Here is a 25,178-nt window from a genome sequence, read left to right as displayed (position 1 = left end):
GCAGCGGCTTCACCGGTGCACCGCCCGGCCCAGCTCCCGCACCCGGTGCCGCAGCTGCTTGATCCGCAGCCGCCCGCCGCCGTCGGCCTGGCTGACGTGCGTGCGCGGCAGGGCGTGCGGGCCGGCCAGCCGGCCGGGGTCGATGGCGCAGGCGTACGCGTACCCGGCGGCCCGCGTCGCGTCGACGACCCGCGCGTCGAGGTGGCCGTACGGGTAGCAGAAGCCCTCGGGCAGCGTCCCGGTCAGCTCCCGCAGCAGCTCCCGGCTGCCCCGCAGCTCCTGCTGGAGCACGTCGTCGGAGACGGTGGTGAGGTCCTGGTGGAGCAGCCCGTGGGAGCCGATCTCCTGACCGGAGGCGGCGACCTCCCGGATGCCCTCCGCGGTGAGCAGTGATTTGCGCGGCCCCAGCGGATCCCACACGTTGTCCACGCCGAGCCGCCCGGGCAGCACGAACAGGGTGGAGGTGCACTCGTGGTCGCGCAGCAGCGGCAGTGCCCCGGTCAGGTAGTCGGTGTAGCCGTCGTCGAAGGTCAGCCCCACCAGCCCGGTGCCGCGGCCGGCGGCGCGGGCCCGCAGCAGTTCGCCGACGGAGACCCCGCGCAGGCCGCGCGAGCGCAGCCACTGCAGCTGGGCCTCCAGGGTGCGGGGGGTGACGGTGATGCCGTACGGGTCCTCGGCGGGATCGGTGAACTCGGTGACCGAGTGGTACATCAGGACCCACGGCGAGGCGGCGGTCCGGCGGCCGGGAGCCATCGCGGCGGCCGGTGCCGTGTCGGTGTCAGCGGACATTGCGGAACCTCTGGGTCGTGTAGGCGATCTGGGCGGACAAGGTGGTGATTTCGAGCGCCCGTATGGCCGTGGCTGCGGCCGCGAACATGGCGGGGACCAGCAGGCAGCCGAGCGCGGCGCTGAGCAGCGGGTCGGGGATCATCGGGCCGGCGATCCAGCCGGTGCCGCCGGCGGCGAGGGAGGCGACGGTGAGCCGGACGATGCTGAGGGCGACCCTGCGGACCTGGATCGCGATGATCCGCCGGCCGATGCCGAGGAGCAGCAGCACGGCGGTGGTGGAGATCCCGGCCGCGTTGGCGCCGGCGAGGCCGTAGACGCCCCACCAGCGGACCGCGGCGGCCCCGCCCGCGATGTTGACGAGGAGTCCGGCGCCCATCGCGAGCGCCGGGAACCAGGTGGGCCGGGCGGTCGCGAAGAAGGGCCGGCTGAGCGCGCCGACGAGGCAGTGGCCGAGCAGCCCGAGGCCGTAGACCCGCATGACGGCGGCGGTGGCCCGGGTGTCCTCGGGGGTGAAGGCGCCCCGTTGGAAGAGGACCTCGATGATCTGCGGGGCGTAGCCGATGACCAGGGCGGTGCCCATGAGGACGGCGAGGCAGGCCAACGCCAGGTCCTGTTCGACGCGCCGGCGGGCCTTCTCGCGTTCGCCGCCGGCCATGGCCTGCGCGACGACGGGGAAGGTGACGGTGCAGATCATCAGGGACAGCACCATCGGCATCTGCGCGACCTTCTGCGCGTAGTTCAGGTGCGAGATGGCGCCGGGCGGCAGGGACGCGGCGAGGAACCGCTCGACGAGCACCTGCGACTGCCGGAACACGGCGAAGCAGATGACGGGGGCGATCACGCCGAGGGCGATCAGGGTGGGCCGGTCCCGGTCGCGCTGGCTGCGCGGAGCGGCGGCCTTGGCCCGCGGCGCACCGAAGCCCACGTTCCGGACGAAGGAGGGCAGTTGGACGGAGACCATCAGCAGCCCGCCGACGGCGACCCCGGCGGCCGCGGCCCGCACGCCCCACGCGGCGTGCAGGGCGATCATCGTCCCGATGATCCCGACGTTGTACGAGAGGTAGATCGCGGCCGGTGGCACGAAGGAGCGGTGGGCCCGCAGGGCGGCGCTGAAGTAGCCGGCCAGCCCGAAGGACAGCACGGTCAGCGCGGAGAACCGGGTGCATTCGACGGCGAGGCCCGGGTCCGGCAGCCCGGGCGCGATGACGGAGACGACCAGCGGGGCGGCGACGACCAGGACGGACGCGACGACGGCCAGGAGCACCGCCAGCCGCGGCAGGGTGGCCCGCACCAGCAGCCGGACCGGGTCCTGGGCCCGGGCCTCCGCCCGGCTGAGCCCGGCCCGACCGGCCGCCCGCCGGGCCAGGGCATGACTGAACGCGGGCACCATCAGCAGCGCCATGGCGTCCTCGATCAGCAGGGTCGAGGCCATCTCCGGGACGGTCCAGGAGACGAGGAAGGCGTCGCTGTCGTGTCCGGCACCGAAGAGGTGGGCGATGGTCTGGTCCCGGACCAACCCGAGCACCGAGCCCGCGGCGGTCAGCCCGGCGGTGACGGCGGCGGCCTTCGCCAGGAACCGGCCGAGCGGAGCGGACGCGCCGCGGTCGGGCCCGGAGCCGCAGCCCGGGCCGGGGGGCGCCTGGGCGGGCTGCGGGCCCCCGGGCGGGCACGGCGGACGGCCCGCAGCCGCGGCAACGTCGGTCGCCGCGGCTGCGGGCCGCCTCCAGGGCGTCGTATCGGTCACCGGCCGGCCGCACCGGAAGCGGCGCGCGGGCCCGCCGGGGACGGCAGGGCCCACCAGGCCGCCAGCCCGATGATCACTCCGGTGAGGACGGTGGACGGCCCGCCGATGTCCGCGTAGAGGAAGTCGGTGAGCTGCCACACAAGGAGCCCGATCGCGATCAGCCCGCAGTCGCGCATCGCGCGGCCCGAGCGGTCCGAGGCACCCGTACCGCCCGTGTCGCCCGTGCCGGGTGCGCGCACCGCGGCGTACCGGCGGAGCCCGGCGACCAGCAGCGCCGCCCAGCCGCCCGCCAGCGCGAGCAGCCCGATCAGCCCCTGCTCGCCGAGGACGAGCAGGTACATGTTGTGCGGGGAGAGCAGCGGCTGGCGCACGTACCCCTGCCCCGCGCCGGCGGTGTCACTTCCGGAGGACAGCCCCAGCGAGGCGTGTCCGTCCCGGTGCGCCGGGAACCCCTTGAGGCCCACGCCCGCCGCGGGCCGCTCCTGCCACATCGCCTCGGCGGCGGCCCACATCGTGTAGCGGTCGGTCACCGACTGGTCGGGGGCGCTGGAGACCTGCGTGATCGAGGTCAGCCGCTCCGCCACCATGGCGGACCCGACCCCGAGCCCGCCCACCAGCACCACGCCGAGCGCGGTGAGCGCCAGCAGCACCCGCACCGCCCGCCGGATCCCGGCCAGCAGCATCACCAGCACCGCGGTTCCGGCCGTGGCGATCCACGAACCCCGGCTGAACGACAGCACCAGCGGCACCACCAGCAGCAGCGCCGTGCCCCCCGCCACCCGGCGCACCGGTCCCGGCAGGCCCGGGGCCAGCGCCGCGGCCGTCGCCACGACCAGCCCGTACGCCACCACGGTGGCCATGCCCATCACGTCGCCGGGGCCGAAGGTGCCGACGGCCCGGACGTCCGCGCCCTGGTAGGAGGCGCCGGTGTGGGTCAGGTACTGCACGACACCGACCGCGCCCTGCACCAGGGCCAGCACCGTGAAGCACCCGGCGGCGACCCGGAACTCCCCGGCGTCGCGCACCAGCAGCACGACCGCCACCGGCACCAGCACGAACACCTGGAGGTAGCGCACGAACCCCGGCAGGGCCGCGTACGGGTCCCCCGCGGTCGCGGTCGCCACGGCCAGCCCCACGGCGGGCACCCCCAGCACCGCCACCGCGAGCGGGCTCAGCACCCGCACCCGGCCGCGCAGCGCCTGCAGCGCGCACACCAGCACCAGCACCAGCGAGGCCGCGTCGGCCGGGCCGACCTTGCCGGAGGCGCTCGCATCGCCGGCGGGGACCGGGACCAGCAGCATCAGGACGGTCGCGGCGAGCGGCAGCAGCGGCCAGTGCCGGCGCACCAGCCGCGGCAGGTCCGGCCGGGCTCCGGCGCCGCCGATCGTCGTCACGGCGAGGCTCATGGTCAGCTGCCCCCCAACCGGAAGCGGAAGAAGGAGGCCGCGGTGCGGGCGAGGATCCACAGGTCCTGCCACAGCGACCAGGTGTCGATGTAGTGGTTGTCGAAGCGGGCCCGGTCCTCGATGGAGGTGTCCCCGCGCAGCCCGTTGATCTGCGCGAGCCCGGTGATCCCGACGGGCATCCGGTGCCGCGCCTCGTAACCGGGGTGGACGCTGCTGAACTTCGCGACGAAGAAGGGCCGCTCCGGCCGGGGGCCGACCAGGCTCATGTCGCCGCGCACCACGTTCCACAGCTGCGGCAGCTCGTCCAGCGAGGACTTGCGCAGGAAGGACCCGACCGGGCTCATGCGGTTGTCGCCGGCGACGGTCCACCGGGTGGCGGACTCGTGCTCGTCGGCGCGCAGGGTGCGGAACTTCAGCAGGGTGAAGGGGCGCCCGTACAGGCCGACCCGCTCCTGACGGAAGAGCACCCCGGGCCCGTCGGCGATCCGTACGGCCAGCGCGCACACCCCCATCAGCGGTGCGACGGCGATCAGCGCGCACAGGGCGAGGGCGCTGTCGAGGCCCCGCTTCGCCCAGCGCTCCAGCTGCCGGGCGGGGCGCGGCAGCAGCGGCTGGACGGCGTACCCCCACAGCTGGTCGGCGGGCTCGGCGACCCGCATCCCGGTGACCTTGGCGGTTCCGGCGGGGTCGGCGAGCCAGAGCCGGCAGCCGTGGTCGTGGAAGAGGCGGACGAGGGAGGCGGTGTGCTCGTCCGCCTCCGGCGGCCGGGTGAAGACCGCGTCCCGGACCGAGTTCTGGATGACCGCGCGCCGGACGTCCTCGTGGGTGGCGAGGACGGGCATCGCTCCGTCGCCGTCGGCACCGGCACCGGTGGCGGCGAGCCCGACGGGCCGCAGCCCGTACTCGGGGTGCCCGTGCAGGGCGGCGGCGACCGCGGCCGCCCCTGCACCCGGGCCGACGACGAGGGTCGAGGCGGGCCGGCGGCGGCCGGAGCGGCGCCGGAGCTGGTTGACGAGCCCGCGGCCCGCGCACGCCAGGGCGGTCTGCAGGCAGACGGCGGCCAGGAGCGCCCACCAGCCCAGCGCCTGTCGGGGGTCGGCGGCGGCGACCGCGGCGGCGGCCACGCACCACAGGGCGGCCGCCCGCGCTGCCAGCGCGGGCAGTTCGAGCAGGGCGGACGGCGCCAGGCGCGGCCGGTACAGCCCGGCCTGCGCGTGCAGCAGGGCGACCAGGACGGCGAGCGGTCCGGCCGCCTCGCCCGGGAGTTCCAGCCCGGGCGAGGCGGCCGTGGTCAGTGCGGCGGCCAGCGCGTCGGCGGCCAGCAGCGGGATCGCCCCGTGGCGGCACCGGTCCCGCCGCTGCCGCACGAGCGGCCCGGCCTGGTCGGCCCGGGGGCGGCGCGGGGGGTGGATTGCGGTGACGGTCCGTCGGACGGCGGCCGTGCCGGCGGCACCGGCCGCGTGCCCCGTGCCGCCCTGTCCGGTGTGCCGGGGGGGTGCGCTGTCCATCGTCATCGGCTGATGCGCTCCTGGTTCGAGAGCCGGGGCCTGCCCAGCAGTTCGTGGTACAGACCGGTGACCGCGTCCGTGGTCCGCCGCACGTCGAATTCGGTCCGGGCGTGCTGCTGGGCCTGCTCGCCGAGTTCGGCGAGCAGCCGCGGTTCGGCGAGCAGCCGTCCCAGGGCCTTGGCCAGGGCCGTCGGGTCCTCCGGCGGCACCAGGCAGAGCCGTCCCTGGCCGGGCGGCAGGCTCTCCCGGGCACCGCTGACGTCGGAGACCAGGACCGGGCGGCCGCAGGCCATGGCTTCCAGCGGGGCGAGCGCCATGCCTTCCCACCGCGACGGCAGTACAACGAGATCGGCGGCCCGAAGCCACGGTCGGATGTCGGCGGCCCCGCCGGCGAAGAGCACTCCGGGCGGGGCCGTACGGCGCAGTCTCTCGGTGTCGGGCCCGTCCCCCACGAGGGCGAGTCGGGCCTCGGGAAGGTTGCCGCGCACCTCCCGCCAGGCGCGCAGCAGCACGTCCTGGCCCTTCTGCCGGCAGAGCCGGCCCACGCAGACGACGAGCGGCCCGTCACCCAGGAACGCGGCGGGCAGCGGGAGCTCGGCGCGGGCCGCGCAGCGGTCCTCCGCCCGGTCCGGGGCCCCCGGTCGGTAGTGGTCCAGGTCCACTCCGTTGCGGATCACCGACCAGCGGGCGGCGATCCCCTCGGCCTCGCCGACCCGGCGCTCGGCCTCGCTGACGCAGAGCACCCGGTCGGCCCAGCGGACGCCGTAGCGCTCCCAGCGCCGGGCGAGGGCGCCGGTGGCGCCGCCGACCGCGTCGAACGACCAGGCGTGCGGCTGGAACACGGTGGGGACGCGCCCGCGGGCGGCGAGCCGGCCGGCCAGCCCGGCCTTGGCGCTGTGCGCGTGCAGGACGTCGGGGCGGGCACGGCGGATGACCCGGCGGGCGCCGACGACCTCGGCGGCCAGGTCGGGTCCGGGGGCGCGGCCGGCCCGCCAGGCGAGTACCTCGGCGCCGGCGGCGCGGGCTTCCTCGGCGAGCCGGCCCTCGCGCGGGCAGCCGACGACGGCGCGCAGGCCGGCGGCCGTCTGGGCGCGTACGAGGTCGACGACGACGCGGGCGACCCCGCCGTCGACGGGCTGGACGAGGTGCAGGACGGTCAGGGCGGGTGCGGTCGGGGGCTGCGCGGGGCAGGGTTGTTCGGGGGCAGGCTGTGTCGGCACGCGGAGCGGTCTCCTACGTTCAGCGGCGCGCGTCGGTCTGAACGAAGAGCACGCCGAGGAATTGGCCCTGGCTTTCGCCCGTGAACCTGAAGTTCAGGCTGTGGGCGCCACCGGAGAGGGCGGGACTCAGGTCGAACACGTCCGCGTCATATCCGAGGTTGTTCAGGTGTTCGGGCTGTCGCACGGACGAGGGGCGTCCGAATTCAGTGATCGTGGAATTCATGACGTCGTTGAAGGGGTTTTCTTCGTCACTGACATCGGTCCGGCGCCCGGAGTCGGCGGTCACGGTGAGTGAGTCCCCGAGGGTGCCCCGGTCGCCGTCGTACGCCACGACGCCGGCCTTGCCCGAGGCCCCCGCCGGCGCGTCCACCCCGGCGACCTCGATGGCCTCGCCCGCCGCCTCCCCGGCTCCGGCGCCGAGGCCCTTGAAGCCGTCCCACAGCGAGATCCGGCGCAGCGGCTCCTGCGGGTGCTCGTAGGCGACGACCAACGTCCAGCCGCCCCAGGCACCCACCTCGGAGTGGCCCATCGCGATGTTGAGCTGGGCCACCGTCCACATCCCGGCACCGCCCTTGCGGACCAGCGGGGTGACGTCGGCCGAGGCCTGGTACGCGTCGCTCCCCTCGTCCGTGCGGTGCCCGATCACGGTGTCGGCCAGCACTTCCTTGTACGCGCCGCCCGGCTCGGCGACCAGCACCCGCCCGTTGTCCTCCGGCGGCTTCTGCTCACCGACGCGCAGGTTCCCGCCCCAGTACAGGCGGGCGTACGAGACCTTCGCGCCCTGCGGGACCTTCAGTTCGGCCCGGGTGGAGTTGTAGGTGTCGGGGTCCTTGTCGACCTCGCTGTAGAACATCTCGAAGTCGCTGTTGACCGCGGTCGCGCCCTTCTTGACCTCGGCGCACGGCGCGGCGTCGGGGGCCGCCTCCTTGCGGCAGCTGATCGAGGAGTTGGAGGCCCGGACCAGCCCGCCGTGCTGCACGGCCTGATAACGCTGGGTGAACGGGACCTGGGGTGCCTCCCTGGGACCCGGCGGGGCCTCGGCGCCCGCGGCGGGGACGGTGGCCGAAAGTGCGAGGCAGGACAGGAGGCCGAGCGTGCCGAGGATTCTGCGGGAGGAACCCATGATCCTGTCTCCATTTTCGATCAAGGGGGACAAAACAGGAATGAACTTTGTCAGAAACCCGACCCGGAATCACGCTGGACTCGCACGTACGGCCTTTTGGGCGATAGCACGCACCCTTACAGGGGGCGAGTCGTTATGCAGATGCGCCGCTGTTCGAACCGAAACGGAAACCGGACACAGTGCTCGACGACACCTGCACCACTCCCACCCCGCCCCGGGCGCACACCGACCGTCAACCGCGCCCACCGAAACGGCGACATCCGGGTGAAGCCACGCAACCCGGACCGACGGCACCGCGTTGACCCGGGTGCTCAAGTACCGGGCAATCCTGCAAAAAAGGGACCATAATGATCAAGAAGATGATGGCCACGGCGGCGGCTGCGGCCTCGGTCGTGGGCATCGGTGCCGCCATGGCGCCGCAGGCGATGGCCATCGGGAACGACAACGGCATCAACACCGTCAACGGCAACGGCGCGTCGCAGATCTACGGCAACCAGGCCACCTACGGGAACATGAGCCCGCAGATGGCGCTGATCCAGGGCTCCTTCAACAAGCCCTGCATTGCCCTGCCCGCCAAGGTCAACGCCCAGTCGCTCCTCGCCGGGGGCCTCGGCCTCCAGGACGTCCCGATCCTGTCCAACCCGATGAACCAGCAGTGCACCGAGAACTCCACCCAGGCCAAGGGCGACGAGGCTCTCTCGCACATCCTGGACAACATCCCGATCCTCTCCGGGAACGCCGCCGTCGGCAGCTGACCCGCCCCCGCACCGTCGAGGCCGTCGCACCCCCGGGTCGCGGCGGCCTCGCCGCGTACGGAACCGCCCCGCCCTCCCCGTTCGGAAATAGCCGCAGAAATCGCGCCACATTTCCACCCGCGGCCCCGACATCCGGGGAAAATCAGGAGGCACCCGGAAAACCGGGGGTTTCCTTTCCCCCACCCACTCGTTGTTGTTTCTGCAGTGGACGAGCCGCTGCGGGAAAGGATCGAAATCTCATGATGCACAAGAAGGCAGTGGTGCTGGCCGCCGGCGTTCTGATGGCCGCCGGTGCCGCCTCCCCCGCCATGGCCGACTCCACGGCCGAGGCCGCGGCCGTGGGTTCCCCCGGCGTCGCCTCCGGCAACCTGTTCCAGGTTCCGGTCCACATCCCGATCAACGTCTGCGGCAACACCTTCAACGCCGGCGGCCTGCTGAGCCCCTCGTTCGGCAACACCTGCGTCAACGCCTGACGAAGCATCTCCGCCCGCAGGGGCGAACCTCCTCGGGGTGGCCTCGGAGTGCACGGCGGTGCACTCCGAGGTCACCTTCGATTCAGCACCGGCCCCCGCGCCGGTAGACAGGGAAGGACCCATGCGACAGGTACTGAGCCGACAGGTACTGAGCAAGGGGGCGCTCACGGCCGCGGCCGCCTCAAGCCTGCTGTCGATCGCCACCGGCGCGGCCGTCGCGCACCCCGGGGCGGTGGCCGAGGCCTCGCACTCGCCGGGCGTGCTGTCCGGCAACAGCATCTCGGTACCGCTCACCCTCTCGCCGAACGTGTGCGGCAACAGTGTGGGCGGCGGCGCGGCGCTCAACCCCTCGTTCGGCAACACCTGCGCCACCACGAGCGGTTCGGACGGGCACCACCACGGCGACCGCGGCGGACACGCCTACGACCGCCACCTGAGCCCCGAACACGCCGAGGCCTTCGAGCGCTACCTCCAGGAGCGCGAGGGACGGCACGACCTTCCGGGGCAGCGCGGCGAGGAGGCCAGGCACGGCGGCCCCCGCGCGGAGGAGTCCCGCCCCGCCGCGCCGCGCCACGCGGCCCCGCGCCACGAGGAGCCCCGCCACGGCAAGCCGGTGGAGGAGGAATGCGACGACCACCCCCAGGGCCGGCCGGTTCCGGAACCCGCCCCGGTCGAGCATCCCGCACCCTCGGCACCGCAGCCCACCCCCGCGGAGGAGGCGCCGCGGCCGCTTCCGGCTCCCGCCCCGGTCGTGGAGGGCCCCACCCCCGCGCCGCCGCAGGGCGGCATGCCCGTCACGCTCCCGGCTCCGGCCCCCGCCCCGGAGTCGGCACCTCCCGCCGACCAGCCGCCGGCCGTCCCCGCCGGTGACACCCCGGTCCACGCGGTCCCCCTGCCGGCCCCGGCGCCCCTCCCCGTACCGCCGCCCGCGCGGGCGGCGTCCCCCGTACCCGTTCTCGCCGAGACCGGCGCGGGCCAGGCCGGCACCGCGGCGCTCCTGGCCTCCGCCCTCGTCCTGGGCGGCGCGGTCCTGTACCGCAGGTCCCGTACCGCCTGAGCGCCGGAGGCAATCGGAAGAAAAACCGGCCGGAGAATCTCCTGACGGATTCTCCGGCCGTTCACGTGCCCTCGCACGCGTTTCCGCCGTGGCACGGAATCGTTAGGCAGGGCAAAAGTGGTGCGACGGTCACCGCTGGAAAAGGAATTCGTCAATGAAGCTCACGAAGGTCGCCGCTGTCGTAGCCGGTTCCGTTGCCGCCCTCGGGGCCTCCGCTCCGGCGTTCGCCGCCGGGGGCTCGGCCGCAATGCCCCCCATGAGCCTGACGAGCGGGGCGACACAGGCCGTCGACTCGCTCGGCCCGGTCACCGAGAACCTGCCCCAGACGCTCGGCAACGGCCTGGCCGAGCAGGGCCAGACCGTCGACAAGGTCGTGGGCACCGCCCAGCGGGTCAACGAGATGCGCAACGACGCCCCGGGTGAGGTGCTGGGCCTGGCGAACGGGGCCACGAAGACCTCCCCGCTCCTGGGCGGGGTGCAACTCAACGGCGACGGCAAGCACTCCTGACCCCCCTGCTCCCGCCGCGAAAAAACCTTGGGCGCCACCGGCGAGGCCGGTGGCGCCCAAGGTCCGATGCCGTCGCCACGAACGCGGCGCCAGGCTCAGGCGTTGACGCAGGTGTTCCCGAACACCGGGTTCAGCAGGCCGGCGCCGCCGAAGGCGTTGCCGCAGACGTTGATCGGGAAGTGGAGCGGGATCTGCACGACGTTGCCGGAGGCGACGCCGGGGGAACCCACGGCCGCGGCCTCGGCCGTGGAGTCGGCGAGGGCGGTGCCCGCGACGCCGGCTGCGATGAAACCGGCGGAGGCAAGGACCAGGGCGGCCTTCTTGGCAGAGTTCATGGAAGCTGCACCTTCTGTTCGACGTTACGCCCCGACCGGGGCTCACACGGAGAGAAACGGCCCGGGCTCCCCAACGGATACGGCCTCGGGCAGGATCAGACCTGTTCAGCCCAATCCCTCGCGCCACAGGCGGGTTTCGACCGCTCACCCGTGCCCGCACGCTCCCCTACGGGAGTGGGGGAGCGTCCGGGATCTCCGGGATCTCCGGGATCTCCGGGATCTCCGGGATCTCCGGGATCTCCGGGATCTCCGGGATCTCGGGGATCCCGGGGATCCCGGGGACCGTCGGCAGGCCGCCCGTCGGCGGCGGAGTGACGGGCAGACCGGGGATCGTGATCGGCAACTCCGGCACAGGCGGCAGATCGGGGAGGGGCGGCAGCGTCACCCCGGGCAGCAGTCCCGCGAGGCTCTTGAGCAGCCCGTCCAAGGTGGTGGAAATGCCCGTGAGCAGGTCGCCGAGAGGGCCTGCCGGGGCCGCGGCCTGGCGCTCGTCCACTTCCTGCCGGACCGCCGCCACTCGTTTGCGCAGGGACACGGCGGTCTCACGGTCCGCGGCGCCCGCGGGGGCGGCCGCGCCGGTGAGTATGACGGCGACGAGGGCCGACGGGGCGAGGACGCGGGCGCGGAAGCGGAACGACACGGAGCAGTGCATGGGGTTCCTTCGCTGGTCACAGAAAAACGGACCCGAGCGATCCGCTTCATTGCCCACCGTGGTGACGGTGTGCACGGACTGCAACCGGAGCCGGGCCGAACGCAGGAACCGCCGCGCAGGACCTTGCCCCCGGCTGCGTACGGGCTTCGCGCACGCGTCCGGGCCGGACTCACCCGAGCCGGGGAAAAGGCCTCCGGGCGCGGGCCGTTCGAGTGAAGCCCCGGAACCAACCCGGTGGAGGGGCAGTTGACCAGGGCGCTCCACTAGCGGGCACTCATGCGAAAAAAGGACCAATCATGCTCAAGAAGATCATGACTGCTGCCGCGGTCACCGCCGCCGCCCTCGGTGCGGGCGCCGCCCTTGCCGCCCCGGCCATGGCCATCGGCGACGACAACGGGGTCAACACCCTCAACGGCAACGGCTCCCAGCAGATCTACGGCAACCAGAAGACCGCCGGCGACATGAGCCCGCAGCTCGGCCTGGTCCAGGGCTCCCTCAACAAGCCCTGCATCGGCCTGCCGGCGAAGATCAACACCCAGACCCTCGCCAGCTCGCTGGTCGGCGTCCAGGACGTCCCGATCCTGTCCAACCCGATGAACCAGCAGTGCACCGAGAACTCCACCCAGGCCAAGGGCGACGAGGCTCTCTCGCACATCCTGGACAACATCCCGATCCTCTCCGGCAACGCCGCCGTCGGCAGCTGATTCCCCGCTCCCTTCCCAACCCCCACGGTTCGGGCCTGCGCCCGTGGAGCGATGCGACGAGGGCCCCGACAGCCTCCGGCTGCCGGGGCCCTCGCACGCGCGTCCGTCCGCCGTCAGCTCGTCCAGAACTCCCACCACCGCGTCAGTACCAGCATCCCGATCACCCCGGTGTGCAGGACGGGCGGCACCCAGCCGAACTCGGCGAGGAAACCCCGCACCGGCCCGGGAGCGGGCAGGTACCCGCTGCGGACGCTGTGCGCGGTGACCGCCCAGAACATCACGAGCGTCGCCACCCACGTCAGGCAGCACCACAGGCACAGTGCGTTGATCTCGTACAGGGACTGGACCATCAGCCAGGTGCAGAAGCCGACGCCGAAGGCCGTGCCCGCGTTCAGTCCCAGCCAGAACCAGCCGCGGTACCGGGCCCCCGCCAGCAGGCCCGCGCCGGCGCACACCACGGCGCCGAACGCGACCAGCCCGAGCATGGGGTTGGGGAAGCCGAAGGCCGCCGCCTGCTCGCTCTGCATGACGCTGCCGCAGGAGACCACCGGGTTGAGGCTGCAGGCCGGCTTGAAGTCCGGGTCCTCCAGCAGCAGGAACTTGTCGAGGGTGATCACCCACGAGGCCAGCACCCCGGCGGCCCCGGTGAGGATCAGCAGCCTCGCCAACGCCCTTGGTGCGGCGGCCGGTTCGCCCTCGTGTCGAGTGCTGGGCCGCCCCTGCTGGCGGGGGACGCCCACTGTGTTCGTAGCCATAGCGCCCATCGTCCCGCGCTCCGGGACAGACCCGGGCGAACCATGAGTATTCCGCCGCAAGTTGACCTGAAGGGGTGGCGGGAACCCCTGTTGCTTCCCGGACGTTTTACCGAACCCCGGACGTGATGTCAGAGCCAGGGGCTACGTTGAGCTTCCGCGAAGTCACTAGCTGCGACGGCCTGGAGACCCACCTTGAGCGATCCGTACGAGACAACCGAGGCGCACCTCGAGCGACTCCTGGGCCGCGCCCTCAACTCCTACGACCTGCCCGACCGGTTGGTCGAGCGCCTCGGGACGGCGCTCGCCCACAGTTCTTCGCTGTACACCACGAGCCACAGCCCGGCGGCGGGGCGGTGGCGGGAGACCCATCGGCACACCTACCTGCTCGCGGACGGCGGATCGGCGTCCCTGTGGGAGCTCGTGTACCGGCACGAGGGCGACCGGGCCATACGGCACGAGGTCTTCGCGAGCCGGCCGGAGGCCCGCCTGGCCGTGGCGCGGCTGTTCGGCGAGACCCCGGAGGAGGACCTCTTCGACCCGGCGGCCTTCGAGCCGGAGGAGGAGACGGAGCTGGCCGAGCGGGACGCGGTCGCGCTGAGCGCCCTGCTCACCACCCCGACCGCGGCGCAGCGGTACCGGGAGTACGCGGTGGAGCAGTCGGCCGACCACGCCCGGCGGGTGCTGCGGCGAGCGGAGAACCCCGACCGGCCCGGGGAGCGGACGGCGCTGCTGCTGAAGTCGGCGTACGCGCACCGGATCACGCAGGCGTTCGGCACCCTGCAGGTCCTGGCAGGCGGACGGGACGCCGGGTTCCGGCTGTACGAGCACGCGTTCGTCCTGCTGGACGGGGGCGAGATCAGCCTGTGGGAGGTCGAGCACACGGCGACGCCGGACGGGCGCCACATGTGCGAGGTGTACGAGACGGAGGCCGCGGCCCGCGGGGCGATGGAGGTCCGGGCGCACGGCTGAGCCGTCCGCCGCGTCAGACGGCGGTCGGCTCGACCTGCCCCGTCGGGTCCGTCGGCTCTGTCGGGTCCGCGGGCGGGCCCGCCGACTCCACCTGCACCGCGGACCGGCTGCCCGGCACTCCTGGGACGGCCGGCTCGCTCAGGTACCGGTCCAGCGGCGGCCGCAGCGTGATGCGGACGGCCTCGGGGCGCAGGTCCGCCGGGGCCGGCATGGCGCTGCCCGGGAGGCGGACCGCTGCCGCGCCGTGGGCCAGGGCGGAAGCGAGGGCCTGTGGGCCGCAGCCGCCCGCGACGAGGAAGCCGGCCAGTGCGGCGTCTCCGGCGCCGGCGGTGCTGCGGACCGCCGCCACGGGTGCGGTGCCGTGGAGGATCCCCTCGGCCGAGACCAGCAGCTGCCCGTCCGCGCCGAGCGAGGCCAGGACGGCGCCCGCTCCCCGGGAGCGCAGCTGCTGCGCGGCGGCGGCGACGTCGCCGAGGGTGTACAGCGGGCGGCCTGCCGCTTCCGCGAGCTCGGCCGCGTTCGGCGCGACCAGGTCCGGGCGGGCCGGGAGTGCCTGCGCGAGGGCCGGACCGGAGATGTCCAGGGCGATCCGGGCGCCCGCCGTGCGGGCCCGGGCGACCAGATCGGCGTACCAGTGGGGCGGCAGGCCGGGCGGGAGGCTGCCGCAGCCCGCGATCCAGGCGGGGCGCTCCGCGTCGGTGGGGACGGTGGCGAGCAGGAGCGCGGATTCGGCCGCGGTGAGGGCCGGGCCGGGGGTGTTGACCTTGGTGAGGGTGGCGTCCGGTTCGACGATCGAGACGTTCGAGCGGGTGTGTCCTGAGATCGAGACGGCGGTGACGTCCACGCCCTGCGCGGCCAGGAGTTCGGCGAGCAGGGTGCCGTCGGGGCCGCCGAGCGGGAGGACCGCCGTCGTCCGTACGCCGGCCGCGGCTACGGCGCGCGAGACGTTGACCCCCTTGCCGCCGGGGTCGAGCCGGTCGGCGGCTGCGCGCAGCACGGCGCCCCGCTCCAGCACGGGGACCTCGTACGTGCGGTCGAGGGAGGGGTTCGGGGTGACGGTGAGGATCATACGAGCACGTCTTCCTTGGATTCTTCCTCACCGTACGCCCGATATGCCCGGAATAAAAAGCGGCGGGCACGCCTGCTCGGAGGAGCGGACGTGCCCGGGTGCGAGGCGACCACGGTCCGACTAGCCGGCCGGAACCTTCTCCGCGGCCTGCTCGACGGCGCCCTCGCGCTGCTCCGCCGGCACCGACTTGGGCGGCAGCATGAACATCACCGCGAAGATCAGGACCAGGACGGCCGCGATCCACCACAGCGCCCCGTGGAAGGCCTCCACGTACGGCGGACCGAAGACGGAGTCGTCCTCCAGCTGCCCGAAGAAGACCACCGAGGTCAGGGCGAGGCCCAGGGCGTTGCCCATCTGGCCCGTGGTGTTGATCAGTCCGGAGGCCGAGCCGGCGTGCTCGCGCGGCACCTGGGACAGCACGGTGTCGGTGAGCGGGGCGACGATCAGGCCCATGCCGAGACCCATGACGACCAGGGGGGCGGCCATCTGCCAGGAGGCGATCTCCATGCCGAAGTGCCGCGCCTCCCAGATGTAGAGCAGGATGCCCGCGGCCATGGTCAGCGCGCCCGCCTGGAGCACCTTGCGGCCGAAGCGGGGGACGAGCTTCTGCACCGACAGGCCGGCGGCGACCGAGACGGCGATGGAGAACGGGACGCCGGTGAGACCGGCCCGCAGGGCGCTCCAGCCGAGGCCGACCTGCATGTACAGGGTCCAGACCAGGAAGAAGATGCCGGTCACGAGCCCGAAGGTCAGCTGGACGGCGATGCCGCCCGCAAAGCTCTTGATCTTGAAGAGGGAGAGCTCGACCAGCGGGGAGCCGTCCTTGCGGATCTTGTGCTTCTCGTACGCGATGAAGGCGGCGAAGACGAAGGGCACCAGGGCCATGGAGACGAAGCCCCACAGCGGCCAGTCGTTCTCCCGGCCGTGGGTCAGCGGGAAGATCAGCATGACCAGGCCGAGGGTGACGAGGACGACGCCGCCCAGGTCGAGGCGGAGCGCCTTGGGGGCCTTGGACTCGGTGATGAAGGCGCGGCCGAGCAGCACGCCGGCGATGCCGACGGGCAGGTTGATCAGGAAGATCGGGCGCCATTCGAGACCGAAGAGGTTCCACTGGGTCAGCAGGGCGCCCAGCAGCGGGCCGGAGACGGCGCCGAGGCCGACGATCGCGCCGAACATGCCGAAGACCTTGCCGCGCTCGTGGGGCGGGAAGGTGACGTGGATGATCGCCAGCACCTGCGGCACCATCATGGCCGCCATGCCGCCCTGGAGGATGCGGGCGCCGACGAGCACGTCTGGGTCGGGGGCGATGCCGCAGAGCAGCGAGGCGACGGTGAAGCCCGCGATGCCGATGAGGAAGACCTTTTTGCGGCCGTAGATGTCGCCGAGGCGGCCACCGGTGATCAGGCCGGCGGCGAAGGCCAGCGCGTAGCCGGCGGTGATCCACTGGACGGCGCTGGTCGAAGCACCGAAGTCGCCGCGCATGCTCGGTATCGCGATGTTGACGATCGTGACGTCGACCAGGTCCATGAAGGCCGCGGTCATCACGATGGCGAGCGCCAGCCAGCGGCGCCGGTCGGCGCCGGAGGTCTCCCGATCGGGTGAGACGGGTGCGGGTGCCGGTGTCCCGGCGGGGGCGGAGCTCCGCTCTTCGGATGCGGGCCCGGTCTTTCCTCCGGGCGCTGTCATGGTCGTCTCGCTGCTCATGGGGAGAACGCTAGACCTCGTCTAGGTCAGATGGTGTCCTATTCCGCTGGCAGCCTGGATGCCATGACCGACACCCCGGCACGGCTCCTCACCCTGCTCTCCCTGTTGCAGACCCCGCGCGAATGGCCCGGCAGCGAACTGGCGGAGCGACTGCGGGTGAGCACGCGCACGATCCGCCGCGACATCGACCGGCTGCGGGAACTCGGGTACCCGGTGGAGGCCACTTTGGGCCCGGACGGCGGGTACCGGCTGGTGGCGGGGGCGGCGATGCCGCCGCTGCTGCTGGACGACGAGGAGGCCGTCGCGATCGCGGTGGGGCTGCGGGCGGGGGCCGGGCACGCCGTGGAGGGCGTCGAGGAGGCTTCCGTACGGGCGCTCGCCAAGCTGGAGCAGGTGCTGCCGGGGCGGCTGCGGCACCGGGTGGGCGCGCTGCAGTCGGCCACGATCGCGCTGACCCGGGGCGACGGGGCCACGGTGGACCCGCACGCGCTGACGACGATGGCCTCGGCGGTGGCCGGGCGGGAGCGCCTGCGGTTCGCGTACCGGGCGCGGGACGGGGCGGGTACGCGGCGGCTGGTGGAGCCGTACCGGCTGGTGAGCACGGGCAGCCGGTGGTACCTGGTGGCCTTCGACATGGACCGGGAGGACTGGCGGACCTTCCGCGTGGACCGGGTGGCGGAGCCCTTCGCGACGGGCGCCCGCTTCGCCCCGCGCGAGCTGCCGATGGACGCCGTGGACTTCGTCCGCCGCGGGCTGCACGGGCGACAGAGGTACGCGGTGGAGGTCGGCTTCGGGGTGGGGGCGCAGGAGCTGCCCGGCTGGCTGCGGGGTGACGCCGTACCCGCGGACGGGGACGGGGCTGCGGGCGGGGACGGGGCTGGGGGCGCGGGCTGCCGCGTGCGGTTCGAGACCGGCGACTCACCGGAGTGGCTCGCGGCCCGGCTGGCGCTGACGGGGTTGCCGTTCACCGTGCACGCGCCGGAACTGCTGGCCGAGGCGGCCCGGTCGCTGGCCGCCCGGCTGGCGGCGGGGGCCGGAGGCGGGACCGGGGCGGGAACCGGCGCCGGGACCGCGGCGGCCGGGTAGCGGCGGGCGCACGCGGGCAGCGGGAGCCCCCGACACCTGAGGGGGTGGTGCCGGGGGCCGCTGCCGCAACCCGGGCCGCGCCGGGGCCGGGGCCGGTCAGGCCACGGCGTCGAAGCCCGTGTCGTGCGCCATGCGCTTCAGTTCCAGCAGGGCGTGCTTCTCGATCTGGCGGATCCGCTCACGGGTCAGGCCGTGCTGCTTGCCGACCTCGGTCAGGGTCCGCTCCCGGCCGTCGTCGATGCCGTACCGCATCTTGATGATCGACGCCGTGCGCTGGTCGAGCTTGCCCAGCAGGTCCTCCAGCTCCTCACTGCGCAGCAGGGAGAGGACGGACTGCTCCGGGGAGATCGCGGAGGTGTCCTCCAGGAGGTCGCCGAACTGGGTCTCGCCCTCGTCGTCCACGGACATGTTCAGGCTGACCGGGTCGCGGGCCCAGTCCAGTACGTCACCCACGCGCTGCTCCGTCGAGTCCAGCTCGGCGGCTATCTCCGCGTGCTCGGGGTCACGGCCGTTCTCCCGGTTGAACTCGCGCTGGACGCGGCGGATCCGACCGAGCTCCTCGACGAGGTGGACGGGGAGGCGGATGGTGCGGGACTGGTCGGCGATGGACCGGGTGATCGCCTGGCGGATCCACCAGGTCGCGTACGTGGAGAACTTGAAGCCCTTGGTGTAGTCGAACTTCTCGACCGCGCGGACCAGGCCCGCGTTGCCCTCCTGGATCAGGTCGAGCAGGGGCAGGCCGCTGCGCGGGTAGCGGCGGGCGACGGCCACCACGAGGCGCAGGTTGGAGCGGATGAACGTCTCCTTGGCCCGCTCCCCCTCGGCGGCCAGCACCTCCAGCTCCTCGCGGCTGGGGGCCACCCCGTCACGATCCACCTCGCCGTCGAGGATCTGCCGGGCGTACACGCCCGCCTCGATGATCTGTGACAGTTCCACTTCCTTGGCCGCGTCGAGCAGCGGGGTGCGCGCGATCTCGTCCAGGTACATGCCGACCAGGTCGCGGTCGGCGATCTCCCCGCCCACAGCGCGGGCGCTGCCCTCGGACTGGTGGCGGGCGACGGCGCGGGTTGCCATGCGTGCTCCCTTGCAATGTGTGAGGTCGCGGTGCGGCTGCTGGAACGCGGCTCTGCGTCCCTGGACACTCTCCCGAGTGCCCGCTTCCTAGGGAGACAACGGCTGGAATCAGGACAGAATTCCCACGCCGGTCTCTCTTTTTCGCGATCTTGCAGTATCCTGCCCCGCCACGCCCCGATAGAGCGCGGCGCCGGGCCTGCCGGAACGCGAGGAGTCGCAGGTCAGGCGGGGGGCGAGGGTGACCGGAAAGCCCTCGCCGGCCGCACGCGGACCGGGCCGGCGCAGCGCCTGTGAGACCACCGTCACACGGACGGCGGAAGCACTCCTGCCCCAGAAGACGACTCCGGACGGCTCCTGGTTGCTACTGCCGCGAACGCACTAGCCGAACTGGACGGAACGCTTCGACAGCCCCATCCAGAAACCGTCCACCGCGTCCGTCCGGCGGCCCAGGTCGCCGGCGGCGTCGGCCGCGCCGAGGGTGACGAAGAGCGGGGCGAAGTGCTCGGTCCGCGGGTGGGCGAGGCGGCCCGCGGGGGACTTGGCCTCGAAGTCCAGCAGGGCGTCGACGTCGGAGGCCTCCAGCGCTTCGCGGCCCCAGGCGTCGAACTCCGCGGACCAGCCCGGCACCCCGGGCCCGGTGTGGCGCAGCGCCGCCAGGTTGTGGGTGAAGAAGCCGCTGCCGACGATCAGGACGCCCTCGTCGCGCAGGGGCGCCAGCCTGCGGCCGATGTCCATCAGGCGCTTCGGGTCGAGCGTGGGCAGGGAGATCTGGAGGACCGGGACATCGGCGTCAGGGTACATCTCCACGAGCGGGACGTACGCCCCGTGGTCGAGGCCGCGGTCGGGGACGTCCTGGACGGGGGTGCCGGGGGCGCGCAGCAGGGCCCGTACGGAGGCGGCGACGTCGGGGGCGCCGGGGGCGTCGTAGCGGACCCGGTAGTAGTGCTCGGGGAAGCCCCAGAAGTCGTACACGAGCGGTGCACGCTCGGTGGCGCCGAGGGCGAGCGGGGCCTCCTCCCAGTGCGCGGAGACCATCAGGACCGCCCGGGGTCGGGGCAGGGCGGCGGACCAGGCGGCGAGTTCGCCGGGCCAGACCGGGTCGTCGGCGAGCGGGGGCGCGCCGTGGCTCAGGTAGAGCGCGGGCATGCGGACCGGGCCGGGGGACGTGGCGTCCGCGGCGACGGCCGCGGCCCCTTCCGGGTGCGGGGGCAGGGGCGGGTGCGGGGGCGGGGTGGGGGTCATGGTGTCGCTCCTCGGTCGTCCTCGCGGAGCCCTGGACATGACTGACCCCGCGTCGTTCAAATTTGAACGATGCGGGGTCGATCGTCATTCCCGGGGACCCCCGCGGCCCGTCAGTGGGCGATCACCGGGACCTTCACCTCGGCCTCGGCACCGGCACCGGAGCCGGAGGCGACCGGGCCGCCGGCGCCGGGACGGCCCGTGTTGACCAGGACCGCGACCGCGGCCGCGCTGGCGAGGAGGATGCCGACGGCCCACCAGATGGCCGCGGAGTAGCCCTCCACCATCGCCTGGGCCTGGAGCAGCTCCACCGCGGCGCCGCCCGCCGCGCCCTCGGCCGCGTGGTCGGTCAGGTACGCGGTGGTCGCCGAGGCGGCGATGGTGTTCAGCAGGGCGGTGCCGATCGCACCGCCGACCTGCTGCGAGGTGTTGACCATGGCGGAGGCGACACCGGCGTCGGCCGCGGCCACCCCGTACGTGGCCAGCGACATCGCCGGCATGAAGGCCGTGCCCATGCCGAGGCCCAGCAGCAGCTGCGCCGGCAGGATCAGCGCCGGGTAGGAGGAGTCGACCTCCAGCCGGGTCAGCATCAGCATGCCGGTGGCGGCGACGAGGAAGCCCGGCCCCATCAGCAGCCGGGGCGGGACCCGGGTCATCAGGCGGGCGCCGATCTGCGTGGAACCCGTGATCATGCCCGCGATCATCGGCAGGAAGGCGAAGCCGGTCTTGACCGGCGAGAAGCCCTTCACGACCTGGAGGTAGTAGGTGAGGAAGAGGAACAGGCCGAACATCGCGATGACGGCCAGGCCGAGGGAGAGGTAGACACCGCCGCGGTTGCGCTCCAGCAGGACGCGCAGCGGCAGCAGCGGGGACTTCACCCGGGACTCGGTGAAGACGAAGGCCGCCAGCAGCGCCGCCGACCCGATGAACATGGCCGCGGTCACCCCGTCCGTCCAGCCGGCCGATTCGGCGCGGGTGAACCCGTACACCAGCGCGACGAGGCCGAGCGTGGACAGCACGACGCCGGGGATGTCGAGCGGAGCACGGTTGCGACTCCCGGCGGGCTCACGGATGACCAGCCAGGCACCCGCGGCCGCGACGACGGCGAACGGGATGTTGACGAAGAAGGTCCAGCGCCAGTTGAGGTACTCGGTGAGGAAGCCGCCGAGGATCAGACCGACGGCGCCGCCGCCGCCCGCGATGGCACCGTAGATACCGAAGGCCTTGGCCCGCTCGGTGGCGTCGGTGAACATGACGGCCAGCAGGGACAGGGCCGCCGGGGCGAGCAGCGCGCCGAAGGCGCCCTGGAGCGCGCGGGCGCCGAGCATCATCGCCTCACCGGTGGCGGCACCGCCGAGCGCGGAGGCGAGGGCGAAGCCGACGAGTCCGACCACGAACGCGTTCTTGCGGCCCCACTTGTCGGCGATGCGGCCGCCGAACAGGAGCAGGCCGCCGAACGCGAGCGCGTAGGCGGTGATGACCCACTGTCGGTTGCCGTCGGAGATGCCGAGGTCGGTCTGGGCGGACGGCAGCGCGATGTTCACGATCGTCACGTCGAGGACGACCATCAGCTGCGCCAGGGCTATGAAGACGAGCGCTTTCCAACGGTTGGAATCGGCAGCCGGCGCCGGGGAGGGCGCGGCCGACGCGCTCGTCGCGGCCGTTTTTGGCATGGGGGTACCCACTTCACTGGTTCAACGTGCGGAATGACGGATATGGCGTGCTTGACGCAATCAGCAAGGATTCAAGGCGCTTTGCCGCGATTTACGACGCTAGCGGGCCCGGCCCGGAAGGTCACACGGTTTTCTGTCTGAGGTCTTCGAGGGTGGCCGCCTCACCGGGCAGCACGGAGCGGGCCGGAGCCCGCAGCCCGTCGAGGAGGAGCTGGAGGTGACGGTGGACGAACGTGTCCACGTCGACGCACGGGACGCCCGGGAGGGGGCGGCTGAGCTGGGACAGGGCGACCATCAGATCGCCGACGGCGATGTCGGTCCGGATCAGGCCCGCGTTCTGCCCGGCGGCCAGCAGTCCTTCGACCGCTTGCGCCAACTCATCACGGGCGGAGAGGAGTTCGGGGTGCTCACGGTCGAAGTCGCCGCTGAGCATGGCGCACAGGGCGCCGATCCGCTCGTCCGCCGCGGTGTGCGTGAAGCGGCACAGCGCGGCGAACGCGTCGGGTTCGTCGGTGAGCGACCGCCGCGCCTCGGCCGTGACCCGCTCCATCACGAACAGCACGACGTGGTGGACCAGGGCGGCGCGGTCGGGGAAGTGGCGGTACAGGGTGGCGTTGCCGACGCCGGCCCGGCGGGCGACCTCGTCGAAGGGCGCACCGGAGCCGTGCTCGACGAACACCTCCCGCGCCGCGGTCAGGATCCGCTCGCGGTTGCGCACGGCGTCGGCGCGGGGGCGCGGGGCCGCCGCGGTGGCGGTGGTGCTCTTCATCCGCGGCCTCCTCGACCTGGACTTCGTACGGACCGGTACCGGCTCACCCCGCCGAAACGGGGAGCTGGTCCCCGGTTCGGGGACACCTGTGCAAACGGGGAGCACGTCCCCGGTTATTTCATCCCCCAGTGTGACCTGGGACACGCTCGTGTTCCCGTTCGGCGCACCCGGCGCGCGGGCGTGCCGCCCCCGACGGAGGGTGATCGCACGGAGCGCAGTCCGGGTCGGGCCGGCTGCCGCGGACCCGAAGGCGATCTCCATGCCGCAGACCCGCCACCGGATACGCAGACCACACCGCGCCGGCGCCTACATCGGCCTCACCGCGCTGGCCCTCGGGGTCGCCGCCACCGCCAGCACGGGGATGGCGGGCCGCGGACCGTCCACGTCGGGGCCCGCCGCCACGGCCGTCGAGTCGGCACTCGCGCCCTGCCGGATCACCGGCGCGACGGGCGTGCAGATGTCCGAGGGCCTGCCGACACCGCCCGGCTACTCCCGCTCGACGGGCGAGGTCCGCGCACTGAACCTGATGGTCGACTTCCCGGACGCCAAGGGCGAGGGAACCGCCCTGGACCGGCTGGCCGAGTTCTTCCCGCAGACCGCGGACTGGTTCCGCACCAGCTCCTACGGCCGCCTCAGCTACCGCGCCGAGGCCCCGATCAAGACCTGGCTGCGGATGCCGATGCCGTTCGCCGCGTACGGGATCGAGCGCGGGTCCCCGTACGAACCGGGCTACCGGCAGCTGGTCGAGCACATCGTGCAGGCCGCCGACCCCGACGTGGACTTCCGGGCGTACGACCTGGTCAACATCCTGGTCACCCCGAACGCCGGGCCCTCGGCCCTGGACACCGTGCTGTCGGTGACCTTCTCCGGCAACGCCGAGGCCCCGGTCGCGGACGGCGTGCCGCTCGCCAACACGTCCTTCGTCTACAGCCGGCAGGACGACGGCTCCGGCTCCTACCGGGAGACCGGCTTCCGGGTGCTGCCGCACGAGAACGGGCACGTCTTCGGCCTGCCCGACCTCTACACCGCCGACGGCGGGGGCGCCGTCGGGCACTGGGACATCATGAGCGAGGACTGGGGCGCCAACAACGACCTGCTGGGCTGGCACAAGTGGAAACTGGGCTGGCTCGACGGCACGCAGATCAGCTGCGCCTCGAAGTCCGGCGTCAGCGACCACGTCCTGTCCCCACTGGCGGTCGAGGGCGGCACCAAGCTGGCCTTCGTCCCGCTGTCGGACAGCTCCGGGTTCGCGGTCGAGGTGCGGACCCGCGGCGGGAACGACGAAGCCGTCTGCAAACCGGGCGTCCTCATCTACAAGGTGGACTCGCTGGTCGACACCGGACAGGGCCCGGTCACGGTCCTGGACAGCGCGGCCGGCAGCGGCGGCTGCACCCGGCGGCCCAACGTGCACGGGGAGCTCTCGGACGCGCCGTTCCAGCCGGGCGAGACCTTCACCGACGAGAAGTCGGGCGTCAGCGTCTCGGTGGTGGGCGAACTGCGCGACGGCAGCTTCCAGGTGCGCATCACCCGCCCGTGATCCGATCACGAGGCGGGTGAGCCGCTCCCCGACCGGTGAGCCGTTCGCCGTCGGGTGAGCCACCGTCCGCGGCGGTTACGCGCCGCCCCCGCCCGCGTACTCCTCCCACGTCCACAGCAGCTGCCGGCGGGCCAGGACGCCGACGGCGTGGCGCCGGTACTTCGCGGTGCCGCGGACGTCGTCGATCGGGTTGCAGGACGCGGCGGCGAGATCCCCGAACTGCCGCACGAGGGAAGGCGGGAGCGGCTGCCCGGACTCCCAGAGACCGCCCTCCTCCAGCGCCGCGCACAGGAACTCCTCGGCGACCCGGGCCCGCACCGGGGTGGGCGCGGCGGACCCGATGCCGGTCCGGACGGTCCGGCTGCGCGGGTGCAGGGCCATCCCGAACGCGCACACCGCGATGACCATGGCGTTGCGCGTGCCGACCTTGGAGAACTGCTGGGGCCCGGTGGCGTTCGCGATCCGGATCGTCCTGATCAGCTCGTCGGGGGCGAGCGCGTTGCGCTTGACGCCGGTGAAGAAGGCGTCGATCGGGATCAGCCGGGTTCCCCGTACGGACTCCGCCTCGACCTCGGCTCCGGCGGCGAGCAGCGCCGGGTGGGCGTCCCCGGCGGGGGAGGCGGTGCCGAGGTTGCCGCCGACGCTGCCGCGGTTGCGGATCTGGGGGGAGGCGACGGTGTGCGAGGCGAGGGCGAGCCCGGGCAGCGGGCCGCGCAGCCGCTCGACGATGTCGGTGTACGGGACGGCCGCGCCGAGGACGGTGGTGTCCTCCCCGACCTCCCACTCGCGCAGCAGCCCGATGCGGTTGAGGTCCATGAGGTACTCGGGCCGGCGGTGGTCGAAGTTGATCTCGACCATGACGTCCGTCCCGCCCGCGATCGGCAGGGCCGCGGGGTACGCGGCCTTGGCGGCGAGGGCCTCTTCCCAGGTGGCGGGGCGCAGGAACTCCATGTCCGGCTCGCATTCGTCGCGGGGCGGGGAGGCGTCGCGGGGGCGGAGGAGGCCCCGCCCCCTACCGGACCCTTGAAC

General features: G+C 73.3%; 24 protein-coding genes. 8 read left to right on the top strand and 16 right to left on the bottom strand.

Annotated elements, in window-relative coordinates:
* Window positions 1-9: 9 nt before the first annotated feature.
* From ACSHWO_RS20085 to ACSHWO_RS20060, 6 genes are read right to left on the bottom strand one after another with little or no spacing between them, the layout of a single operon-like run.
* Window positions 10-789 carry a polysaccharide deacetylase family protein gene (locus ACSHWO_RS20085; protein ID WP_385806015.1) on the bottom strand — a complete coding sequence of 260 codons (780 nt, stop codon included), beginning with the start codon at window positions 787-789 and terminating at the stop codon, window positions 10-12.
* On the bottom strand, window positions 779-2,533 hold the full coding sequence (gene murJ, locus ACSHWO_RS20080) for a murein biosynthesis integral membrane protein MurJ (RefSeq protein WP_438313538.1): 1,755 nt from the start codon (window positions 2,531-2,533) through the stop codon (window positions 779-781). Before murJ ends, ACSHWO_RS20085 begins: the two co-directional genes overlap by 11 nt.
* The gene (locus tag ACSHWO_RS20075) at window positions 2,530-3,939 is read right to left on the bottom strand and encodes an O-antigen ligase family protein (protein ID WP_438313536.1); all 1,410 of its coding nucleotides are present in this window, start codon (window positions 3,937-3,939) and stop codon (window positions 2,530-2,532) included. The genes murJ and ACSHWO_RS20075 overlap by 4 nt, the downstream gene beginning before the upstream one ends.
* A 2-nt stretch (window positions 3,940-3,941) precedes the next feature.
* Entirely contained in the window at window positions 3,942-5,453 is a 1,512-nt protein-coding gene (locus ACSHWO_RS20070; protein WP_438313534.1) for an exopolysaccharide biosynthesis polyprenyl glycosylphosphotransferase, read from the bottom strand.
* A complete protein-coding gene (locus ACSHWO_RS20065) occupies window positions 5,450-6,667 on the bottom strand; it encodes a glycosyltransferase (RefSeq protein WP_438313532.1) in 1,218 nt (405 codons plus the stop codon). Before ACSHWO_RS20065 ends, ACSHWO_RS20070 begins: the two co-directional genes overlap by 4 nt.
* A gap of 19 nt (window positions 6,668-6,686) precedes the next feature.
* On the bottom strand, window positions 6,687-7,790 hold the full coding sequence (locus tag ACSHWO_RS20060) for a DUF3344 domain-containing protein (protein WP_438313531.1): 1,104 nt from the start codon (window positions 7,788-7,790) through the stop codon (window positions 6,687-6,689).
* Window positions 7,791-8,137: 347 nt separating this feature from the next.
* On the opposite strand from ACSHWO_RS20060, the gene ACSHWO_RS20055 reads away from it, so the two are divergent.
* The 4 genes from ACSHWO_RS20055 (at window position 8,138) to ACSHWO_RS20040 (ending at window position 10,583) form a co-directional block, all read left to right on the top strand.
* Window positions 8,138-8,545 (top strand): rodlin, encoded by a 408-nt coding sequence (locus tag ACSHWO_RS20055; protein ID WP_361101674.1) that lies wholly within the window; start codon window positions 8,138-8,140, stop codon window positions 8,543-8,545.
* A 239-nt stretch (window positions 8,546-8,784) separates the two neighbouring features.
* The gene (locus ACSHWO_RS20050; protein WP_385806028.1) at window positions 8,785-9,018 is read left to right on the top strand and encodes a chaplin; all 234 of its coding nucleotides are present in this window, start codon (window positions 8,785-8,787) and stop codon (window positions 9,016-9,018) included.
* Between the two features lie 121 nt (window positions 9,019-9,139).
* Window positions 9,140-10,075, top strand: a complete 936-nt coding sequence (locus ACSHWO_RS20045; protein WP_438313528.1) for a chaplin — start codon at window positions 9,140-9,142, stop codon at window positions 10,073-10,075.
* Window positions 10,076-10,229: 154 nt separating this feature from the next.
* Window positions 10,230-10,583 (top strand): hypothetical protein, encoded by a 354-nt coding sequence (locus tag ACSHWO_RS20040; protein WP_438313526.1) that lies wholly within the window; start codon window positions 10,230-10,232, stop codon window positions 10,581-10,583.
* A 95-nt stretch (window positions 10,584-10,678) separates the two neighbouring features.
* Here the strand turns inward: ACSHWO_RS20040 and ACSHWO_RS20035 are convergent, their stop codons facing one another.
* Both ACSHWO_RS20035 and ACSHWO_RS20030 read right to left on the bottom strand, forming a co-directional pair.
* Window positions 10,679-10,918, bottom strand: a complete 240-nt coding sequence (locus tag ACSHWO_RS20035) for a chaplin (protein ID WP_361101665.1) — start codon at window positions 10,916-10,918, stop codon at window positions 10,679-10,681.
* Between the two features lie 166 nt (window positions 10,919-11,084).
* On the bottom strand, window positions 11,085-11,570 hold the full coding sequence (locus ACSHWO_RS20030) for a hypothetical protein (protein ID WP_438313524.1): 486 nt from the start codon (window positions 11,568-11,570) through the stop codon (window positions 11,085-11,087).
* 296 nt (window positions 11,571-11,866) lie between these two features.
* Here ACSHWO_RS20030 and ACSHWO_RS20025 point away from each other — a divergent pair, with 296 nt between their 5' ends.
* The gene (locus ACSHWO_RS20025) at window positions 11,867-12,274 is read left to right on the top strand and encodes a rodlin (protein ID WP_385806035.1); all 408 of its coding nucleotides are present in this window, start codon (window positions 11,867-11,869) and stop codon (window positions 12,272-12,274) included.
* A 113-nt stretch (window positions 12,275-12,387) separates the two neighbouring features.
* Here the strand turns inward: ACSHWO_RS20025 and ACSHWO_RS20020 are convergent, their stop codons facing one another.
* Window positions 12,388-13,029 carry a vitamin K epoxide reductase family protein gene (locus ACSHWO_RS20020; protein ID WP_361101656.1) on the bottom strand — a complete coding sequence of 214 codons (642 nt, stop codon included), beginning with the start codon at window positions 13,027-13,029 and terminating at the stop codon, window positions 12,388-12,390.
* A gap of 192 nt (window positions 13,030-13,221) precedes the next feature.
* Here ACSHWO_RS20020 and ACSHWO_RS20015 point away from each other — a divergent pair, with 192 nt between their 5' ends.
* Entirely contained in the window at window positions 13,222-13,998 is a 777-nt protein-coding gene (locus ACSHWO_RS20015) for a DUF6227 family protein (RefSeq protein ID WP_438313521.1), read from the top strand.
* A 13-nt stretch (window positions 13,999-14,011) separates the two neighbouring features.
* Here ACSHWO_RS20015 and pfkB read toward each other — a convergent pair whose 3' ends face one another.
* Window positions 14,012-15,067 (bottom strand): 1-phosphofructokinase, encoded by a 1,056-nt coding sequence (pfkB, locus tag ACSHWO_RS20010; RefSeq protein WP_438313519.1) that lies wholly within the window; start codon window positions 15,065-15,067, stop codon window positions 14,012-14,014.
* A 120-nt stretch (window positions 15,068-15,187) separates the two neighbouring features.
* Complete coding sequence (locus ACSHWO_RS20005) at window positions 15,188-16,771, bottom strand: MFS transporter (protein WP_438313517.1); 1,584 nt, start codon at window positions 16,769-16,771, stop codon at window positions 15,188-15,190.
* Window positions 16,772-16,834: 63 nt separating this feature from the next.
* Between ACSHWO_RS20005 and ACSHWO_RS20000 the strand changes: the two genes are divergently transcribed.
* The gene (locus ACSHWO_RS20000) at window positions 16,835-17,857 is read left to right on the top strand and encodes a helix-turn-helix transcriptional regulator (RefSeq protein WP_438313515.1); all 1,023 of its coding nucleotides are present in this window, start codon (window positions 16,835-16,837) and stop codon (window positions 17,855-17,857) included.
* 96 nt (window positions 17,858-17,953) lie between these two features.
* Here the strand turns inward: ACSHWO_RS20000 and ACSHWO_RS19995 are convergent, their stop codons facing one another.
* From ACSHWO_RS19995 to ACSHWO_RS19980, 4 genes are all read right to left on the bottom strand, one after another.
* Window positions 17,954-18,931 carry a sigma-70 family RNA polymerase sigma factor gene (locus tag ACSHWO_RS19995; protein ID WP_438313513.1) on the bottom strand — a complete coding sequence of 326 codons (978 nt, stop codon included), beginning with the start codon at window positions 18,929-18,931 and terminating at the stop codon, window positions 17,954-17,956.
* A gap of 378 nt (window positions 18,932-19,309) precedes the next feature.
* Window positions 19,310-20,077 (bottom strand): dioxygenase family protein, encoded by a 768-nt coding sequence (locus ACSHWO_RS19990; protein ID WP_385806236.1) that lies wholly within the window; start codon window positions 20,075-20,077, stop codon window positions 19,310-19,312.
* A gap of 206 nt (window positions 20,078-20,283) precedes the next feature.
* Window positions 20,284-21,843 carry an MFS transporter gene (locus ACSHWO_RS19985; protein WP_438313511.1) on the bottom strand — a complete coding sequence of 520 codons (1,560 nt, stop codon included), beginning with the start codon at window positions 21,841-21,843 and terminating at the stop codon, window positions 20,284-20,286.
* Between the two features lie 121 nt (window positions 21,844-21,964).
* A complete protein-coding gene (locus tag ACSHWO_RS19980) occupies window positions 21,965-22,612 on the bottom strand; it encodes a TetR/AcrR family transcriptional regulator (RefSeq protein WP_438313509.1) in 648 nt (215 codons plus the stop codon).
* 259 nt (window positions 22,613-22,871) lie between these two features.
* Here ACSHWO_RS19980 and ACSHWO_RS19975 point away from each other — a divergent pair, with 259 nt between their 5' ends.
* Window positions 22,872-24,149, top strand: a complete 1,278-nt coding sequence (locus ACSHWO_RS19975) for a M6 family metalloprotease domain-containing protein (RefSeq protein WP_438313507.1) — start codon at window positions 22,872-22,874, stop codon at window positions 24,147-24,149.
* 75 nt (window positions 24,150-24,224) lie between these two features.
* Here ACSHWO_RS19975 and ACSHWO_RS19970 read toward each other — a convergent pair whose 3' ends face one another.
* On the bottom strand, window positions 24,225-25,100 hold the full coding sequence (locus ACSHWO_RS19970) for an FAD binding domain-containing protein (RefSeq protein WP_385806054.1): 876 nt from the start codon (window positions 25,098-25,100) through the stop codon (window positions 24,225-24,227).
* Window positions 25,101-25,178 lie beyond the last annotated feature (78 nt).

The sequence above is a fragment of the Streptomyces pallidus (ex Mingjun et al. 2026) genome (assembly GCF_051550185.1).
Lineage (GTDB): Bacteria > Actinomycetota > Actinomycetes > Streptomycetales > Streptomycetaceae > Streptomyces.
This window is presented reverse-complemented; position numbering and strand designations above follow the sequence as displayed.

What these genes read in the sequence shown, in the direction of transcription:
- ACSHWO_RS20020 (WP_361101656.1), bottom strand. Translation starts at nt 13,029, where the DNA reads ATGGCTACGAACACAGTGGGCGTCCCCCGCCAGCAGGGGCGGCCCAGC.
- ACSHWO_RS20040 (WP_438313526.1), top strand. Translation starts at nt 10,230, where the DNA reads ATGAAGCTCACGAAGGTCGCCGCTGTCGTAGCCGGTTCCGTTGCCGCC.
- ACSHWO_RS19995 (WP_438313513.1), bottom strand. Translation starts at nt 18,931, where the DNA reads ATGGCAACCCGCGCCGTCGCCCGCCACCAGTCCGAGGGCAGCGCCCGC.
- ACSHWO_RS19985 (WP_438313511.1), bottom strand. Translation starts at nt 21,843, where the DNA reads ATGCCAAAAACGGCCGCGACGAGCGCGTCGGCCGCGCCCTCCCCGGCG.
- ACSHWO_RS20030 (WP_438313524.1), bottom strand. Translation starts at nt 11,570, where the DNA reads ATGCACTGCTCCGTGTCGTTCCGCTTCCGCGCCCGCGTCCTCGCCCCG.
- ACSHWO_RS20000 (WP_438313515.1), top strand. Translation starts at nt 16,835, where the DNA reads ATGACCGACACCCCGGCACGGCTCCTCACCCTGCTCTCCCTGTTGCAG.
- ACSHWO_RS20075 (WP_438313536.1), bottom strand. Translation starts at nt 3,939, where the DNA reads ATGAGCCTCGCCGTGACGACGATCGGCGGCGCCGGAGCCCGGCCGGAC.
- ACSHWO_RS20045 (WP_438313528.1), top strand. Translation starts at nt 9,140, where the DNA reads ATGCGACAGGTACTGAGCCGACAGGTACTGAGCAAGGGGGCGCTCACG.
- pfkB (WP_438313519.1), bottom strand. Translation starts at nt 15,067, where the DNA reads ATGATCCTCACCGTCACCCCGAACCCCTCCCTCGACCGCACGTACGAG.
- ACSHWO_RS19990 (WP_385806236.1), bottom strand. Translation starts at nt 20,077, where the DNA reads ATGCCCGCGCTCTACCTGAGCCACGGCGCGCCCCCGCTCGCCGACGAC.
- ACSHWO_RS20025 (WP_385806035.1), top strand. Translation starts at nt 11,867, where the DNA reads ATGCTCAAGAAGATCATGACTGCTGCCGCGGTCACCGCCGCCGCCCTC.
- ACSHWO_RS20005 (WP_438313517.1), bottom strand. Translation starts at nt 16,771, where the DNA reads ATGAGCAGCGAGACGACCATGACAGCGCCCGGAGGAAAGACCGGGCCC.
- ACSHWO_RS19975 (WP_438313507.1), top strand. Translation starts at nt 22,872, where the DNA reads ATGCCGCAGACCCGCCACCGGATACGCAGACCACACCGCGCCGGCGCC.
- ACSHWO_RS19970 (WP_385806054.1), bottom strand. Translation starts at nt 25,100, where the DNA reads ATGGAGTTCCTGCGCCCCGCCACCTGGGAAGAGGCCCTCGCCGCCAAG.
- ACSHWO_RS20055 (WP_361101674.1), top strand. Translation starts at nt 8,138, where the DNA reads ATGATCAAGAAGATGATGGCCACGGCGGCGGCTGCGGCCTCGGTCGTG.
- ACSHWO_RS20070 (WP_438313534.1), bottom strand. Translation starts at nt 5,453, where the DNA reads ATGACGATGGACAGCGCACCCCCCCGGCACACCGGACAGGGCGGCACG.
- ACSHWO_RS20085 (WP_385806015.1), bottom strand. Translation starts at nt 789, where the DNA reads ATGTCCGCTGACACCGACACGGCACCGGCCGCCGCGATGGCTCCCGGC.
- ACSHWO_RS20035 (WP_361101665.1), bottom strand. Translation starts at nt 10,918, where the DNA reads ATGAACTCTGCCAAGAAGGCCGCCCTGGTCCTTGCCTCCGCCGGTTTC.
- ACSHWO_RS20060 (WP_438313531.1), bottom strand. Translation starts at nt 7,790, where the DNA reads ATGGGTTCCTCCCGCAGAATCCTCGGCACGCTCGGCCTCCTGTCCTGC.
- ACSHWO_RS19980 (WP_438313509.1), bottom strand. Translation starts at nt 22,612, where the DNA reads ATGAAGAGCACCACCGCCACCGCGGCGGCCCCGCGCCCCCGCGCCGAC.
- ACSHWO_RS20050 (WP_385806028.1), top strand. Translation starts at nt 8,785, where the DNA reads ATGATGCACAAGAAGGCAGTGGTGCTGGCCGCCGGCGTTCTGATGGCC.